The sequence below is a fragment of the Allokutzneria sp. NRRL B-24872 genome (assembly GCF_002155965.1).
In the GTDB taxonomy this organism is placed as follows: domain Bacteria; phylum Actinomycetota; class Actinomycetes; order Mycobacteriales; family Pseudonocardiaceae; genus Allokutzneria.
This window is the reverse complement of record NZ_MUMH01000085.1, coordinates 85734-99093: the sequence shown is the minus strand read 5'-3', so window position 1 is coordinate 99093 and position 13360 is coordinate 85734. Positions and strand designations below refer to the sequence as shown.

Genomic DNA, 13360 nt, shown 5'->3' with positions numbered 1-13360 from the left:
GGAAGGCTCATGTTCCCCAGGCTCTCCGCGCGCACGCGCAAACTCACGCTGACCGTGCACATCGCCGCGGCGGGCGCGTGGCTCGGCATGGACGTCGTGCTCGGTGTCCTCGTCGTCACCGCGCTCACCGCCGACCCCTTCGGCTCCGGCGCGGCGGCCGCGAGCATCGCGACCTTCGCCACGTGGCCGCTCGCCGTGGTCGGTGTGCTCACGTTCCTGAGCGGTGTCGTGCTCGGGCTCGGTTCGAAGTACGGGCTCGTCCGCTACTGGTGGGTCGCGGTGAAGCTCGTGCTCAACGTGGTGCTCGTCGTCCTCGTGCTGTTCTTGCTCGGGCCGGGCGCCACCGAACTCGCCGCGCTCGCGCGGACCGGCTCGCTGCCCGACATGTCGTCGATGCTGTTCCCGCCGCTGGTGTCGTCGACGGTCGTGCTCGTGGCGATCGTGCTGTCGGTGTTCAAACCGAGGGGCCGCGTCCGTACGATGACCGCCGTGACCACTGCGGCTGCCAAGGGAATCCGATGATCGACGTGCTGGTCGTCGACGACCAGGACCTCGTCCGGATCGGGCTGCGCACCCTGCTCGAGCACACCGACGGCTTCTCCGTCGCCGGGGAGGCGGCCGATGGGCTCGCCGCCGTGGAGGCCGCGCTGCGCACCCGCCCCCAGGTCGTGCTGATGGACATCCGCATGCCCGGCATCGACGGCCTCGAAGCCGCTCGGCGCATCTTCACCCACGCCGAGCTCGCCGAGACCAAGGTGATCGTGCTGACCACCTTCGAGCGCGACGAGTACGTGTTCGAGGCGCTGCGCGTCGGCGCGAGCGGCTTCCTGCTGAAGGACACCAAGCCCGCCGCGCTGCTGGAGGCCATCCGCACCGTCGCGGACGGCGGCGCGCTGCTCGCCCCCACCGTCACGCGGACCGTGATCGCCGAATTCCTCGCCGCGTCCCCGCGCACGCGCACCCCGCACCCGCAGCTCGGCCAGCTCACCGAACGCGAGCGCGAGGTCCTGGTGCTCGTCGCGGAGGGCCTGAACAACCACGAGATCGGCGAGCGCCTGCACGTCAGCCCCGCGACCGCCCGCACGCACGTCAGCCGGGCCATGATCAAGCTCGGTGCCCGCGACCGCGCCCAGCTCGTCGTCTTCGCCTACCAGTCCGGCCTCGCCTGAGCGCCGGGAATCCCTGTGAGAGAACAGAGAGCATGACCGACCTAGCCGCATTCCCGCTGCCCTTCCTCGTCGCGCACAAGGTGCCGGTGTCCAAGCCGAGGACGTTGCGCGAGCTGGAGATGACGCGCCTCAGCGCTGAGATCCGCTCGAAGCCGCGGTGGTTCGAGAAGATGCATGACGCCGACATCGTCGCCAGGTGGAGCCGGGAAGCGGCCGACGCGGGCCTGACGGAGGCCCAGATCCGTTACGTGCTCGCGGAACTGGCGCACTACGCCGCGCTCCGGGACGAGCGGACCGGCATCGAAGTGTCCTCAGTGGACGGCGTGTGGCAGTCGGACTCCCTGATCGACGAGGAGCTGCGATCCCGGCTGCGCGAGGCGGTCCGGGCGCTGGAGGAGGTTCCCGACGCCGAGCTGGACTGGCACCCGGGCTCCGACGAGCAGGTGCTCGACCTCGTCCACCCCTCGCTGTTCTGCCTGGTGCGCAAGGTGAGCCCGGTCGAGGACTCGGTCTGGCAGAACCCGGAGGCCGACGGAGCGCGCTACGCGTGGTCGGAGAAGTTCCAGTGGCTGCCGACGGATGTCGACGTCAACGCCGAAGGTGAGGCCGTTTTCCGTTCCTACGTCAACAACGTCCACCCCGAGGACCACCGCGACCTCGCCGACGTCCTGCCGCCGCTCTTCGCGCGCGTGCGCCCGCTGTTCGAGAAGGTGCTCGCGGACCTGCGCAGTCCTCGACCGCTGAGGATCGAGGCCGATCCCTTCTCGTGGTACTCCGACGAGCCGGTCCGACCGCCCGCCGGAGACCAGGAAGCCTTGAGCACGTACTACACGGCCATGGACGAGTGGTGGGACAACCGCCTCCCGGTACTGCCGGACGCACCCGCCTTCACCCCGCCCGGCGAGGTTGTCCCGCTCGACCTGCGCGGCCGTCAGCTCCAGGTGATCGTCAAGCTCGCCTCCATCCACCTCACCCCGGAGAAGCCCGAGTACGCCGGCGGCAGCTGGCACGTGGAGGGGATGATGAACGAGCGCATCGTCTCCACCGTCATCCACTACTGGGACAACGAGAACATCACCGACAGCGAGCTGGGGTTCCGCGCGGCGGTCGACGACCCCGACTACGAGCAGAACGACGAGCCGGGCATGCGCGAGGTCTACGGCCTCAACAACGAGGACCAGCTGAACCAGGCGTTGGGCGCGGTCGAGACCCGCGCGGGCCGCTGCCTGGCGTTCCCGAACATCCTTCAGCACCGGGTCGCCCCGTTCCGCCTCGCCGACCCGACGCGGCCGGGTCACCGCAAGGTCTTGGTCTTCTTCCTCGTCGACCCCTCCGCGCGGATCACCTCCACCTCTGACGTGCCGCCGCAGCAGCCGTGGTCGCCGACCTCGACCATGTCCTTGGCGCAGGCCAAGGAGTTCCGCGAAGAGCTGATGCGCGAGCGGAAGTTCTTCGTCGACGAGCACAACGAGGAGCTGTACGAGCGGGAGTTCTCCCTCTGCGAGCACTGAGACCACTCGATCGCGGCTCGTGCCCTCGGGTGCGAGCCGCACTAGCATGATCACATGAGATCGTCTGACCGCTCGTGGTCCGTCTTCTGGCTGATCGACGGCGCGATCGGGTTCGCGGCGGCGTGCTACGTCACCGTCGCCCTGATCAGGATGGACGAACCGATCGTCTGGTGGCACGCCGCGCTGGCCTACGGCGCCTGCCTCGCCGTGGTCGGCCTGCTCGCGCTGTGCTACTTCGCGCTGAGCCTGTCCCGTCAGGAGAAGGTGCTCGGCGAACGCTGAGCCAGCAGGGCGAGCACCGCGTCGTAGGTCTCGTCCGGGCCGAGGTCGTCGGCGTGCACCACCAGGTGTTCCGGGCGGGTTTCGAGGTAGGCGGAGAGCTGGTCGTGGATTCGCTCCAGCAGCACCGGCCCGCCGCCTCGCGCGACCACCTCGTCGACGCGGCGGTCCAGCTCGGAGGCGTTTTCCCTTGCCCGGCACGAGAACCGCTCGTGCATCCGCTGCTTGTCAACGGCCAGCACGACCTCGCGGTACTCCGCCCCGGCGCGCTCGGCGGCCGCCTCGAACTCCGCGATCTCGTGCGGGCCGGTCACCAGCTGCGGCATCACCACGTCGTGCCCCGTCCGCAGGTGCGTCTCCGCCATGCCGACCGCCAGCCGCCGCCCGGCCTTGAACGCCGTCCAGAAGTCCTCGCGCCAACCGCCGACCATGCTCACCACCTGGTCGATGTCGAGGTTGAGCACGCCCGGGTGCCGGTCGGCGTAGGCCCGCGCGAACGTCGACTTCCCGGCACCGGAGGGACCGTTCACGTGGATCAGCAGCGGCACCCCGGAAACGCTCACACCTCGTCCTCGAAGCTCGCGAGCACCTCTACCCGAAGGTCCTCGGCGATGAGGCCATCGCGAATCAGCCGCGCCAACGCGATCTGCGACTCCCAGGTGACGTTCGGGCCGATCACCGGCATCACCTGGACCTCCCACGCGAAGTAGAGGAAGTCGTCCTCGCCCGCCGCGGCGCGGACCGGGTCGGCATCGTCGTTCTCCCGCACGTCGACGTGGTTCCCGCGGAGCACGATTCGGCCGTACTCGCCGGACTCGGCGCCGTCGAGCCCTTGAAGGGCCGCGACGACCCGGTCGCCGGACGCCCCCTCGACCATGACGAGGAACTTCAGTTCGTCAACGTGGTTCATTGGCTCCCCGGTTGAGCGAGCAGTAGGGCGGTGTGTCCAACTTCCCGCCAATCCTCAGCACCGAGAACTGAACGGAGAAGGACACTCGCTCATCCACCAGCTCGATACGGTTGGCGGTGAACTCGACGCCCAGGTCGAAGGAGGATAGCTGGCCGTTCCCGCGTATCCGGGACAGCGTTCGCTTGCGCAGCTCGGTTCCGGGGCGCGCCCGCGCCAGGCACTTCTCCGCGAGCTCGAAGAAGTGCTCCTCCGCCACCCGCAGCGCGATGTCGACATCCGATCTGCCCGACCCTCGCCGTGCGCCGCACCCTGCGGCCCTGCATCACCGGGTCACCCGGTGGAAGGCGCTCCAGCCGCACCAGTTGGCGCACCGCTCTGGCGAAGGACTTGATCGTCCGCTCGGTGAACCCCTGGGGAATCGCGACGGTCACCGCTGGGTGTGGGTCACCGACCACCTTCGCTTCAGGTACGACGACCTCGCCCGTCCCGCTGATGGCGGAACGGAATCGCTTGAGGCGCTGGATGACCGAACACCGAATCGCGAACGCAGAGCGCAGGTGCTCGTTCGCCTCCACCGTGTGCGCTTCGTATTCGAGTGCGGCGGTGTCGAGGAGCGCACGAGCCCGCTCCGAGTCGGTGACGGCGTTGTCGACCAGAACGAGCACTTTCGCGACCGAACCCGGCGCAACACCCTCCCCAGAGCTTCTGGATTCTCCCGTCCACCCGGAGCTCAGCCCCGCAGCGGCGGGTCGCCGGGGGTGGGGGCGGGGGCTCGGCGTTCCTGCTGCACCTGGATCTCGACGCGGGTGCGGGCGGCTGCGGGGTACCAGATCTCCTCGAACGGGCCGAAGAACTCAGCTCCACTGCCCCGGCGGCGGACGCGGGCGGCGAGCCAGGGCAGCCCGGCGAAGGTGGCGCCGAAGGACACCAGCAGCACCAGGGGGATCACGAGGTCAGCCACGAGCCACCGCCGCGATGTCGTCGGCGAAGGCGGACCACAGGCCGGGCGGTAGGTCGTGGCCGAGTCCGGGGTGGACGACGAAGCGCGCTCCGGGGATGGCGTCGGCGGTGGCCTTCCCGGCGCGCGGCGGCTGCACGGGATCGGCGCCGCCGCTGAGCACCAGGGTGGGCGCGGTGATCGTGGCCAGCTCGGCCCGCCGATCGCCCGAGGCGCGCGCGGCGGCGGCTTGGCGGCGGGCGGCGGCGAAGTCGGTGCGGTGGGCGTGGCCCGAGCTGCCGATGCGGCGCGCCCACTGCTCGTCCTGCGGGAAACCACGGGAACCGACCAGCCGCAACACCTTCACCAGCCGCTCGCCCGAAGCGTCCGGAGTGGACGGTGCCCGCCAGGTGAGCAGTGCGAAGCGGATCAGGGTGCCGAGCTTGGAGCGCCGGAAGGAAGCGTCGGGGGCCGAGCACATCGACGTCAGGCTGAGCACGCGGTCCCGGTGTCGCGCGGCCATGACCTGGGCGATCATTCCGCCGAGGGACACGCCGACGACGTGCGCGGCGGGCCAGCCCAACGCGTCCAGGACGCTCAGCGAGTCGGCGGCCATGTCGTCGAGCGAGTAGGGCTTGGCAGCGCGAGAAGAACGGCCAGCGTCCCGGTTGTCGCAGCGCGCCACGTGGAACCCGCGTTCGACCAGGGTCGAGCAGAACCCGTCCGGCCAGCCCTGCATCGGAGCGCTCGCACCCTGGACCAACAGCAGCGGACGACCGCCGGCGGAGCCGAAGGTCTCGTAGGCGATCTCGACGTCTCCGTTGCGCGCCAAGCGAATGCTCATGCCGCGAACACAGCCTCAAGGACGCCGGTGGCAACAGCGCGCACATCTGTCTCGGCGTCCATCGCGCTGCGCAGGGCGAGGCTGCCACCGAGCGCCCCGACGAGCACGACGACCTCAGCCAGCGGCATGGTCGCGCGCACTCCCAAGCGCGAGCACGCGCGCTCCAGCATCGCGGTGATCCGCTCCTCGCGCTGGCGCTGGGCGGCGATGACAGGTGCGGCGACCTCGGGTTGCCCGGCGATCCAGGCCGTGAACTCGTAGACCGCGCGGAGCGCTCCGCCGCCGAACACCGCCCCGGCGGGCACCAGCGCGGCGACCAGAGCGTCGCGGTCGGCCACGCCGTCGAGGCGCTTCTCCAGCTCGGCGAGGTGGTCCTCGGCCTGGGCGTCGGTGATCGCCAGCCAGAGCCCTTCCCGACTGCCGAAGTGCTTGTACAGCGCGCCCCGCGTGTAACCGGCCTCGGCGACGATCTCCTCCACCGTCGCCGCCAGGAACCCCCGCCGCGCGAACACCGCCCGCCCGGCGCCGAGCAGGCGGTCGTGCGTGACCCGCTGCTGCTCGGCCCGCGTCAGCCTGACCATCCGCTCTCCCCACAAATGAGTAACACCGCGCTTCTGGAATCAGGCTACATCCAGACACGCGGTGTTACCAAGTGGGTCAGCGGTGGATCTTGAAGCTCTCCGCCTCGTTGTCGAAGCCGAAGCTGTTGAGGTTGCTGATCGGGAGGTCCGCGGCGACGACGTAGGTCGGCCCCGTGCAGCCGTCGTTGGCGTACAGGGTCACCCGGAGCGACCGGCTGTGGTTGTAGACCGCGCTGATCTCGTTGTCCCCGTTCCACCAGTCGATCTCGTGGCACTGGTCGCTCGCCTGCGCCGCGGCGTTGATGTAGCGGGTGCCGTCGAACTCGGTGTCCTCCCACATGCAGATCCGCTCGAGCTCGCAGCTGGGCTCCCCCCGCTCCGTCGCCGAGGCGGGCGCGGCACCGACCAACGCCGAGATACCGATGCCGACCAATCCGGCCGCGATGCCGCGAGCAATTCCCTTGCGCATACTTCTCCAATCCCGTTCAAACAGGACAACGGGCGGAAAGGTAACCGAGGGAAATGTGAAGACTCTTATCCGGCTCGCAAATGTCCCCGCTTTCCGGGACAGATATCAAAACCATTGAACGCAGTGCGGAAGCACATCCGAGCGGAGCAGTCGATCTGCCAGAGAAGCTGCGTCCGAATGGTGGGCGCGGATGTGGCCCGCTCGGACGAGCGTGCTCGGCGCAGTGCCGCCGAGGTAGACCGCGCCCAGGTCGCGCACGTCCAGCGACAGGTCGGGCGCACGCTCCGTGAGCACGCACCCACCCTGGCCGTCCCGCACGGTCAGCAGGTAGCGGGCTTGATCACCGAGGAACGGGTCGGTGACGTCCAGGACCAGGTCACCGTCGGTGAACCACCGGCGCGCGGCCAGGGCGCGCGGGACGTCGAGCAACCGCACCCAGAGCCATTCGGTGTGCTGGCTGGCCTCTCCTGCGCTGAAGTCGGCCAATTGCCAGCGCAGTGGGTGCTCGTGCGGAACGTGCTTGAACATCACCTGAGTGACCAGATCGTGACCGAGCGCGAACGTAACGAGAGCGGTAAAGACCGCGTCGTCGAGCGCAATTGTCTCGTCGACGGTCAAAGTGCCGTCCTGAAGTGAATAGCTCGCGTAGCCATTCGCATTCCCGTCCCCATCGCGGTGCACGGCGACATAACGCGGCGCGGCGGCGATCGGGGGTTGCCCGGCGCGCAGGGCCCACCAGCGGGGCGGGCGCGACAGCGCGCCGGGCTGCGCGCGGCGGTAGCGGTCGTAGACGTCTTCGAGGACGTCGACGCACTCGTCCCGGCGAAGCACCTCGATCGAGCCGGACGCCCCACCGCCGCCCGCCCTGGGCTCAGCGAAGACGGCGCGGTGCCGCTGCACGGTCAGCCGCCCCGTGTAGGTCGCGGGCCCGTAGCCGAAGCGGCCGTAGATCACCGGCTCGGAGGCCAGCAGGACGGAGAGGAACTCCCCTCGCTCACGCAGATCGGTGAGCTGGTGCCGCATCATCGCGCTGAGCACGCCCCGGCGCCGGTGCGAGGGCAGGACGCCGACGGAGCTCACCCCCGCCACCGGAACGACGACCCGGCCGGGCAGGGTCAGCTCGAAGGAGTAGGAGCCCGCGGTGCCGACGGGCCGGCCGTCGTCGGTCTCGGCGAGCAGGTTGCGGTCCATCTCGGTCGCCGACCACCAGCACCCGCCGCCGTCCTCGGCCGGGGTATCCGGGAAGCGCCCGAACGCGGTGTGGACGGTGGAGACGAAGACGTCGAGGTCCTCGTCGGTCGTGGCACGGATCTTCATGCTGCCGCCTCCCGGGGTGCGCGTTGTCGCGCACAGTGCAGCCCAGCGCCGGAGGGGCCTCAACCGAATTGCGGCGGATGATCAACCCGGACGGCCCAGCGCGAGCACACGATCCGGGTCTGTGCGGGCGCGCGCGGACTGCCAACAATCGAACGATGCCCGAAGAACAGGATCTCCCCAGCGTGGTGGTCATCGGGGCCGGGATGGCGGGCCTCGCGGCGGCGCGCACCCTGAGCCGGCTCGGCCATCCCGTCATCGTCCTGGAGGCGCGCGAGCGCGTCGGCGGGCGGATCTGGACCGACTCCGAGGGCGTCGACCTCGGCGCGCACTGGATCCACGGCACGGACGGCAACCCGATCACCGAGCTGGTGGAGGACCTGGGCATCCCCTACAGCTACGTGGGCGGTGACAGCGCCTACACGGGCGGTTTCGACAGCCTCGACCTCTTCGGCGCGGACAACCGCATCGCCAACCACCGCACCAAGAGCCGCACGCTGGAGCTGGCCGACGACGTGCTGCACGAGCTGGAGCAGCGCGCCGCGATCGCGCGCAAGGAACACCGGCCGGACATCTCCCTCGGCGCGGCGCTGCGCCAGATCCTCGCCGACCGACAACTGTCCACAGAGGACGAACAGGCGGTTCGCTACCACCTCAACGTGATCCTGCGCGAGGACGTCGGCGAGGACGCGGACAAGCTGTCGCTGAAGTACTGGGAGGACGGCTACCTGGTCTACGGCTACGGCGACAGCACGCTGCACCAGGGTTACCAGTCGGTGGTGGGCGCGATCGCCGACGGGCTCGACATCCGGCTGGGCCACGTGGTCACGCGGATCGACAGCACGGCGGCGAGCACGCGGATCACGACCGACCACGGGGACTTCGAGGCGGACAAGGTCCTGGTGACCCTCCCCCTCGGCGTGCTCAAGGCCGGGGCGGTGCGCTTCGAGCCCGCCCTGCCCGAGGTCAAGCGCTCGGCGATCGCGCGGCTGGGCTTCGGCACCCTCAACAAGATCGCCGTGTACTACGCGGAACCCTTCTGGCCCAAGGACCAGTACGTCTTCGGCTACCTGTGCCGCGACACCGACCGCTACCCCACCGTCGTCATCAGCATGTGGAAGTCCCACGGCAAGCCGATCCTGGTGATGCTGCTCGGCGCGTCGCTCGGCCGGGAGGCGGAGACCTGGTCGGAGGAGGAGGTCTCGGCCTACGCCACCACCGTCGTGCGGGACGTCTTCGGAGCCGACGCGCCCGCTCCGGAGCACATCTCGCGCACGGCGTGGTCGACCGACCCCTTCGCGCTCGGCTCCTACACGTGCATCGGGGTCGACGCCTCCTCCAAGGACATCGCCACCCTCGCGGAGCCCGTGGGCGACAAGGTGTTCTTCGCCGGTGAGGGCACCAACAACTACCACTGGGGCTGCGTGCACAGCGCCTACGAGTCCGGCCTGCGCGAAGCCGCGCGCATCAGCGGGAACTCCGAGGTCTACACCCCGCCGAGCGCGGGGACCTCGCGGCGGCAGAACCGCAACACCGACCGGATGCTGCGCTTCGTGCGGATGCGCATGACCCACATCAGCCAGCGCGAGCTGACCGAGCGCGTGGCCTGTCTGCGCGAGAGCGTCGACCCGCACGGCGTGCGGCTGTTCACCGCGCTCGTGGACTCCGAGCTGGAGACGCTCGCGTCGATGTTCGACGAGATCCCTTACGCCGCAGGCGATTCCCTGTTCCGGGAGGACGACGCCGCGCACGGGGTGTTCCTCGTCGTGAGCGGTCAGGTCGAGGTCGACTTCGGCGGGATCTACGAGCGCGCGGTGCTCGGGCGCGGCGCGCTGCTGGGCCACCACGACCTGTTCTTCAACGCCCGCACCACCTCCGTCACCGCGCTCACCGACGATGTCGTGGTGTTCTACCTGGACCACTACCGGTACCAGAGCTTCCTCTACGCCTTCCCCGACGTGCTGATGCTGATGATGTCGGACCTGGTGACGCGGTGGGAGCAACTGGAGACCGCGCTCGGCTCGGAGACGCTGGCCAGGGCCCGCCGCGACACCGGAGCCGCCTGATGGGTCGAAAGTGGTATTTCTCCGGTCGCCGCCCCGTCGCGGTGCGGCGACGTGATGGGCTGAGCCGGTGAAGATGACGTCAGCGCCCGCGCTCCGCGCGCGTCAGCACGCGCGCTTGGTGGCACCACGCCCCGGCGACGTCCTCCTGTGCAGCTCGATCGGGCCTTCCGGCGAGGTCATCGCGCTGTGGGCGGCGGAGGAGGCCACGTCCGACGCGTGCGTGACCGTACAGGCCAGGGGAACGACCACGACGACACCGATCGCGTGGCGGCCCGTCGCGTTCCCTTCGGTGCAACCGCTGCCCGACGGCAAGGTCCTCGTCGTCGGCGCGCGCTGCCGGTGGCGCCCGGAAGGCCCGGAGCGCAACGCGATCGTCTACGACGCCCGCGGCTCGGCGGTGCTCGAACAGACCCTCGGGGACGGCATCTCCCACGTGCTCACCACGCCTCGGGGTGAGGTCTGGGTCGGCTACTTCGACGAGGGCGTCTACGGCAACTACGGCTGGGGCAATCGCGACAGCGCTCCCCCTGTCGGGCGGCACGGGCTGTCCCGGTGGTCCTCCGATCTCGACCTGCGGTGGCAGTACCCCGCGGGCGAATGGGGTGCGATCAGCAGCTGTTACGCGCTCAACGTCCACGACGACACCGCGTGGGCCTACTACTACACCGACTTCCCGGTTGTGCGCGTCGATGGTGACACCGTGACCGGGTGGCACAACGACGTCAGCGGGGCGAGCGCCCTCGCCGTCGACGGTTCGACCGTCGCGTTCTTCGGCGGGTACGGGCCCGACCAGGACAAGCTCATCACCACTGTGCCGCTGGAAAATCGCCTGCTCGTGACCGGAGAGCACCGGGTCGTGCAACCTGACGGCCGACCGCTGCCGGGCAGTGCGCGCGTCGTCGGCAGGGGCGGCGAGCTGAACTTCCTCGTCGAGGACCGCTGGCTGCGGCTCAGCGTGCAGGACCTTCCCCGCCCGTGACCTCCAGGATCGCCGGGATCACCTGGTCCCAGGTCGACGGCGGAGGCACCTCGTGCCCGACCTCGCGCAGCGGCAGCAGGCTCGCACCCGGCAGCGCGGCGGCCAGCGCCCGGCCGTGCGGGAACGGGAACAGCGGGTCGGCCGTTCCGTGGATCACCAGTGCCGGCACGGAGATCTCGCCGAGCCGGTGCTCGGACGGCCCCTCCTCCTCGGCGATCACCTGCCAGTGGTTGCCGCTCGACGCGACGCTCACCGAGCGGTCGACCACCCGCTCCGCCAGCTCGCGCAGCTCCGCCTCGGTGGCACCGGCGGGACCGGAGTATGGCGCCCAGTCGGCCACCAGGTGCTCCACCACGGCCGCCCGGTCGGACCAGTCCGGCGGAGCGGGCGCGGCGGCGAACTTCGCGCTCAGCTCGGGCACCGCTCGCGGCAGATCCGGCCCACCGGCGTAGAAGGTCGTCGACATGACGGTCAGCGAGGCGACCCGGTCCGGGTGGCGCACGGCCAACTCCTGCGCGATGGCGCCGCCCGAGGACATCCCGGCCAGGTGTGCGCGGGCCACGCCCACCGCGTCGAGCAGGCCGAGCGCGTCATCGGTCAGCGCCTGCGCGGTGTAGGACGGCCGTCCCGGCTCGTCGCAGGTCGACGCGCCCGTGTCGCGGTGGTCGTAGCGGATGACGAACCGCCCGGCGGCGGCCAGGCGCGCGCAGAACTCCGCCGCCCACCAGTCCATCGAGGTGGCGGCGCCGGCGATCAGCAGGATCACCCGGTCAGCCGGGTCGCCGAAGGTCTCGGCGCACAGCTCGATCCCGTTGACCCGCACCGTTCTCATCCGATCTGCTCCGCCAGCGCGACGATGACGCCCGCGGGTCCGCGCAGGTAGCAGAGCAGGAAGACGTCCTCGAACCGCGCGATCTCGCCGAGGAGTTCGGCGCCGTGCGGGCGCAGGCGGGCGACGGTGTCCTCGATGTCGTCGACGGCGAACATGACCCTGTGCAGGCCCAAGGTGTTGGGCGGCGGCCATTCCCGGTCGGCGCCAACGGCTTCGGGGGTGTGGTACTTCGTCAGTTCGAGCTTGCTGTGCCCGTCCGGGGTCCGCATCATCGCGATCTCGCTGCGGAGGCCGTCGATGCCCACGGTGAGCTCGGCGAAGCGGCCCTCGACCGCCATCCGGTTCTCCAGCTCCATCCCCAGTTCTCTGAAGAACGCGACGGCCGCGTCCAGGTCGTCGACGACGACGGCGACGTTGTCCATCCGCTGGATTCCCATGCGCACGAGCATAAGCAGTGCCGCGAGGCGGTACGCGAATTGTCGGCGCGCGGGCGTCCGCCTACCATTCGCCTGCCCACGAGGCCCGAACACCAGAGGTGGTGACGTGAACACCGACATGAGCACCAACGTCGTGCTCTTCCAGTCGTCCCCGGAGATCGAGCCAGCGCTCGCCGCCGGGACCGCCCGCGACGAGAACTGCCTGCAGCAGGCGTGGGCCGAGCTGACCAGCCGCCAGCGCTTCCCCGCGACCGAGGTGCGGCGAGTGCACAGCGAGTGGGAGCTGTCCGAGGCCGACCGCGAGTTCGTGGACCGGACCTTCCCGAACATCGAGGTGGTCACGCACAACTTCGCGCGCCCCGAGCCGCACCGCTGGGCGGAGGCGATCGAGGAGGCCAGGATCTCGCTGGAGCAGGAGATCGAGGACCGCGCGTTCGACGAGATCACCAAGGGGATCGAGGGCGTGCTGCTGCCGATCATGCGCACCGGCGACGTCAACGACGCCGGGCCGGTTCCGGTGGCGCAGTTGATCCCCGGGCAGCTCTACCTCGTGCTCGCCACGGTCACCCCGACCCAGGACGGGCTCACCGTCGCCGAGGTCGGCAACCTCGACGTGGCGGACACCGACGACTTCCTCGCCAAGCTGGAGACGGCGCGGGGCAACCTGCGCGACGGGCTCAAGTCCGTCTACTCCGACGCGCCCGGCGTCGCGGGCGGCATGGTCGAGGTCAGCCGCGCCAGGGGCTTCGCCGCCTCCATGGTCGCCACCCCGGGCTTCCTCGGCCGCATGATCGACACGATCGGCACCCGCAGGCTCGTCGCCGCCCTGCCCAGCCAGCACGAGCTGGCCTTCGCGCCCGCGGACTCCGGGTGGGCCAGCGAGCTGCGCGAGCGGGTCGAGCGCTCCGAGGCCCGCCCCGGATTCCTGCCGACGCTGATGCTCTTCGAGCCCGACGGGATGAGCGTGCTGTTCCAGAAGAGCGGATGAAAACGATTCCACCCGCCTTCACGACAATGGTGAGGCTAACCTAA

Annotated in this window: 17 protein-coding genes; 7 read left to right on the top strand and 10 right to left on the bottom strand. The window is 70.1% G+C overall.

Features of this window, described 5'->3' with window-relative positions:
* Nucleotides 1-9 precede the first annotated feature (9 nt).
* Genes CCN37_RS22250 through CCN37_RS22235 form a run of 4 tightly spaced genes read left to right on the top strand, consistent with a single transcriptional unit; the run spans nucleotide 10 to nucleotide 2962 of the window.
* Complete coding sequence (locus tag CCN37_RS22250) at nucleotides 10-522, top strand: hypothetical protein (protein WP_086824206.1); 513 nt, start codon at nucleotides 10-12, stop codon at nucleotides 520-522.
* Nucleotides 519-1169: a response regulator transcription factor gene (locus tag CCN37_RS22245; protein WP_086824204.1), complete on the top strand. Its 651-nt coding sequence runs from the start codon at nucleotides 519-521 to the stop codon at nucleotides 1167-1169. The genes CCN37_RS22250 and CCN37_RS22245 overlap by 4 nt, the downstream gene beginning before the upstream one ends.
* A 32-nt stretch (nucleotides 1170-1201) precedes the next feature.
* Complete coding sequence (locus tag CCN37_RS22240) at nucleotides 1202-2680, top strand: DUF4246 domain-containing protein (RefSeq protein ID WP_086824202.1); 1479 nt, start codon at nucleotides 1202-1204, stop codon at nucleotides 2678-2680.
* 54 nt (nucleotides 2681-2734) lie between these two features.
* Nucleotides 2735-2962, top strand: coding sequence for a hypothetical protein (locus tag CCN37_RS22235; protein ID WP_086824200.1), 228 nt, complete (start codon nucleotides 2735-2737; stop codon nucleotides 2960-2962).
* Here CCN37_RS22235 and CCN37_RS22230 read toward each other — a convergent pair.
* From CCN37_RS22230 to CCN37_RS22200, 8 genes are all read right to left on the bottom strand, one after another.
* The gene (locus CCN37_RS22230; protein ID WP_168200798.1) at nucleotides 2935-3522 is read right to left on the bottom strand and encodes an AAA family ATPase; all 588 of its coding nucleotides are present in this window, start codon (nucleotides 3520-3522) and stop codon (nucleotides 2935-2937) included. The two genes, CCN37_RS22235 and CCN37_RS22230, sit on opposite strands and share 28 nt — an antisense overlap.
* Nucleotides 3519-3869, bottom strand: coding sequence for a hypothetical protein (locus tag CCN37_RS40060; protein WP_168200797.1), 351 nt, complete (start codon nucleotides 3867-3869; stop codon nucleotides 3519-3521). Before CCN37_RS40060 ends, CCN37_RS22230 begins: the two co-directional genes overlap by 4 nt.
* Entirely contained in the window at nucleotides 3856-4125 is a 270-nt protein-coding gene (locus tag CCN37_RS22225; RefSeq protein ID WP_086824195.1) for a hypothetical protein, read from the bottom strand. The genes CCN37_RS40060 and CCN37_RS22225 overlap by 14 nt, the downstream gene beginning before the upstream one ends.
* 474 nt (nucleotides 4126-4599) lie before the next feature.
* On the bottom strand, nucleotides 4600-4830 hold the full coding sequence (locus tag CCN37_RS22220; protein ID WP_246843223.1) for a hypothetical protein: 231 nt from the start codon (nucleotides 4828-4830) through the stop codon (nucleotides 4600-4602).
* Nucleotides 4823-5650, bottom strand: a complete 828-nt coding sequence (locus CCN37_RS22215) for an alpha/beta fold hydrolase (RefSeq protein ID WP_086824193.1) — start codon at nucleotides 5648-5650, stop codon at nucleotides 4823-4825. Before CCN37_RS22215 ends, CCN37_RS22220 begins: the two co-directional genes overlap by 8 nt.
* A complete protein-coding gene (locus CCN37_RS22210) occupies nucleotides 5647-6231 on the bottom strand; it encodes a TetR/AcrR family transcriptional regulator (protein ID WP_086824191.1) in 585 nt (194 codons plus the stop codon). The genes CCN37_RS22215 and CCN37_RS22210 overlap by 4 nt, the downstream gene beginning before the upstream one ends.
* Before the next feature lie 76 nt (nucleotides 6232-6307).
* A complete protein-coding gene (locus CCN37_RS22205) occupies nucleotides 6308-6700 on the bottom strand; it encodes a peptidase inhibitor family I36 protein (RefSeq protein WP_086824189.1) in 393 nt (130 codons plus the stop codon).
* 105 nt (nucleotides 6701-6805) lie between these two features.
* Nucleotides 6806-8017 (bottom strand): GNAT family N-acetyltransferase, encoded by a 1212-nt coding sequence (locus CCN37_RS22200; RefSeq protein ID WP_086824187.1) that lies wholly within the window; start codon nucleotides 8015-8017, stop codon nucleotides 6806-6808.
* 155 nt (nucleotides 8018-8172) lie between these two features.
* Here CCN37_RS22200 and CCN37_RS22195 point away from each other — a divergent pair, with 155 nt between their 5' ends.
* Entirely contained in the window at nucleotides 8173-10080 is a 1908-nt protein-coding gene (locus tag CCN37_RS22195) for an FAD-dependent oxidoreductase (protein ID WP_086824185.1), read from the top strand.
* Between the two features lie 67 nt (nucleotides 10081-10147).
* Nucleotides 10148-11059 (top strand): hypothetical protein, encoded by a 912-nt coding sequence (locus tag CCN37_RS22190; protein ID WP_086824183.1) that lies wholly within the window; start codon nucleotides 10148-10150, stop codon nucleotides 11057-11059.
* Here CCN37_RS22190 and CCN37_RS22185 read toward each other — a convergent pair.
* A complete protein-coding gene (locus CCN37_RS22185; RefSeq protein WP_086824181.1) occupies nucleotides 11031-11891 on the bottom strand; it encodes an alpha/beta fold hydrolase in 861 nt (286 codons plus the stop codon). The genes CCN37_RS22190 and CCN37_RS22185 overlap by 29 nt on opposite strands.
* Nucleotides 11888-12328 (bottom strand): VOC family protein, encoded by a 441-nt coding sequence (locus CCN37_RS22180; protein WP_086824338.1) that lies wholly within the window; start codon nucleotides 12326-12328, stop codon nucleotides 11888-11890. Before CCN37_RS22180 ends, CCN37_RS22185 begins: the two co-directional genes overlap by 4 nt.
* Before the next feature lie 106 nt (nucleotides 12329-12434).
* On the opposite strand from CCN37_RS22180, the gene CCN37_RS22175 reads away from it, so the two are divergent.
* Entirely contained in the window at nucleotides 12435-13316 is an 882-nt protein-coding gene (locus CCN37_RS22175) for a hypothetical protein (RefSeq protein ID WP_086824179.1), read from the top strand.
* Nucleotides 13317-13360: the final 44 nt, after the last annotated feature.

Bases quoted from the DNA above. Each gene is read 5' to 3' on its own strand.
- CCN37_RS22250 (WP_086824206.1), top strand. From the start codon at position 10: ATGTTCCCCAGGCTCTCCGCGCGCACGCGCAAACTCACGCTGACCGTG.
- CCN37_RS22245 (WP_086824204.1), top strand. From the start codon at position 519: ATGATCGACGTGCTGGTCGTCGACGACCAGGACCTCGTCCGGATCGGG.
- CCN37_RS22240 (WP_086824202.1), top strand. From the start codon at position 1,202: ATGACCGACCTAGCCGCATTCCCGCTGCCCTTCCTCGTCGCGCACAAG.
- CCN37_RS22235 (WP_086824200.1), top strand. From the start codon at position 2,735: ATGAGATCGTCTGACCGCTCGTGGTCCGTCTTCTGGCTGATCGACGGC.
- CCN37_RS40060 (WP_168200797.1), bottom strand. From the start codon at position 3,869: ATGAACCACGTTGACGAACTGAAGTTCCTCGTCATGGTCGAGGGGGCG.
- CCN37_RS22215 (WP_086824193.1), bottom strand. From the start codon at position 5,650: ATGAGCATTCGCTTGGCGCGCAACGGAGACGTCGAGATCGCCTACGAG.
- CCN37_RS22210 (WP_086824191.1), bottom strand. From the start codon at position 6,231: ATGGTCAGGCTGACGCGGGCCGAGCAGCAGCGGGTCACGCACGACCGC.
- CCN37_RS22205 (WP_086824189.1), bottom strand. From the start codon at position 6,700: ATGCGCAAGGGAATTGCTCGCGGCATCGCGGCCGGATTGGTCGGCATC.
- CCN37_RS22200 (WP_086824187.1), bottom strand. From the start codon at position 8,017: ATGAAGATCCGTGCCACGACCGACGAGGACCTCGACGTCTTCGTCTCC.
- CCN37_RS22195 (WP_086824185.1), top strand. From the start codon at position 8,173: ATGCCCGAAGAACAGGATCTCCCCAGCGTGGTGGTCATCGGGGCCGGG.
- CCN37_RS22185 (WP_086824181.1), bottom strand. From the start codon at position 11,891: ATGAGAACGGTGCGGGTCAACGGGATCGAGCTGTGCGCCGAGACCTTC.
- CCN37_RS22180 (WP_086824338.1), bottom strand. From the start codon at position 12,328: ATGGGAATCCAGCGGATGGACAACGTCGCCGTCGTCGTCGACGACCTG.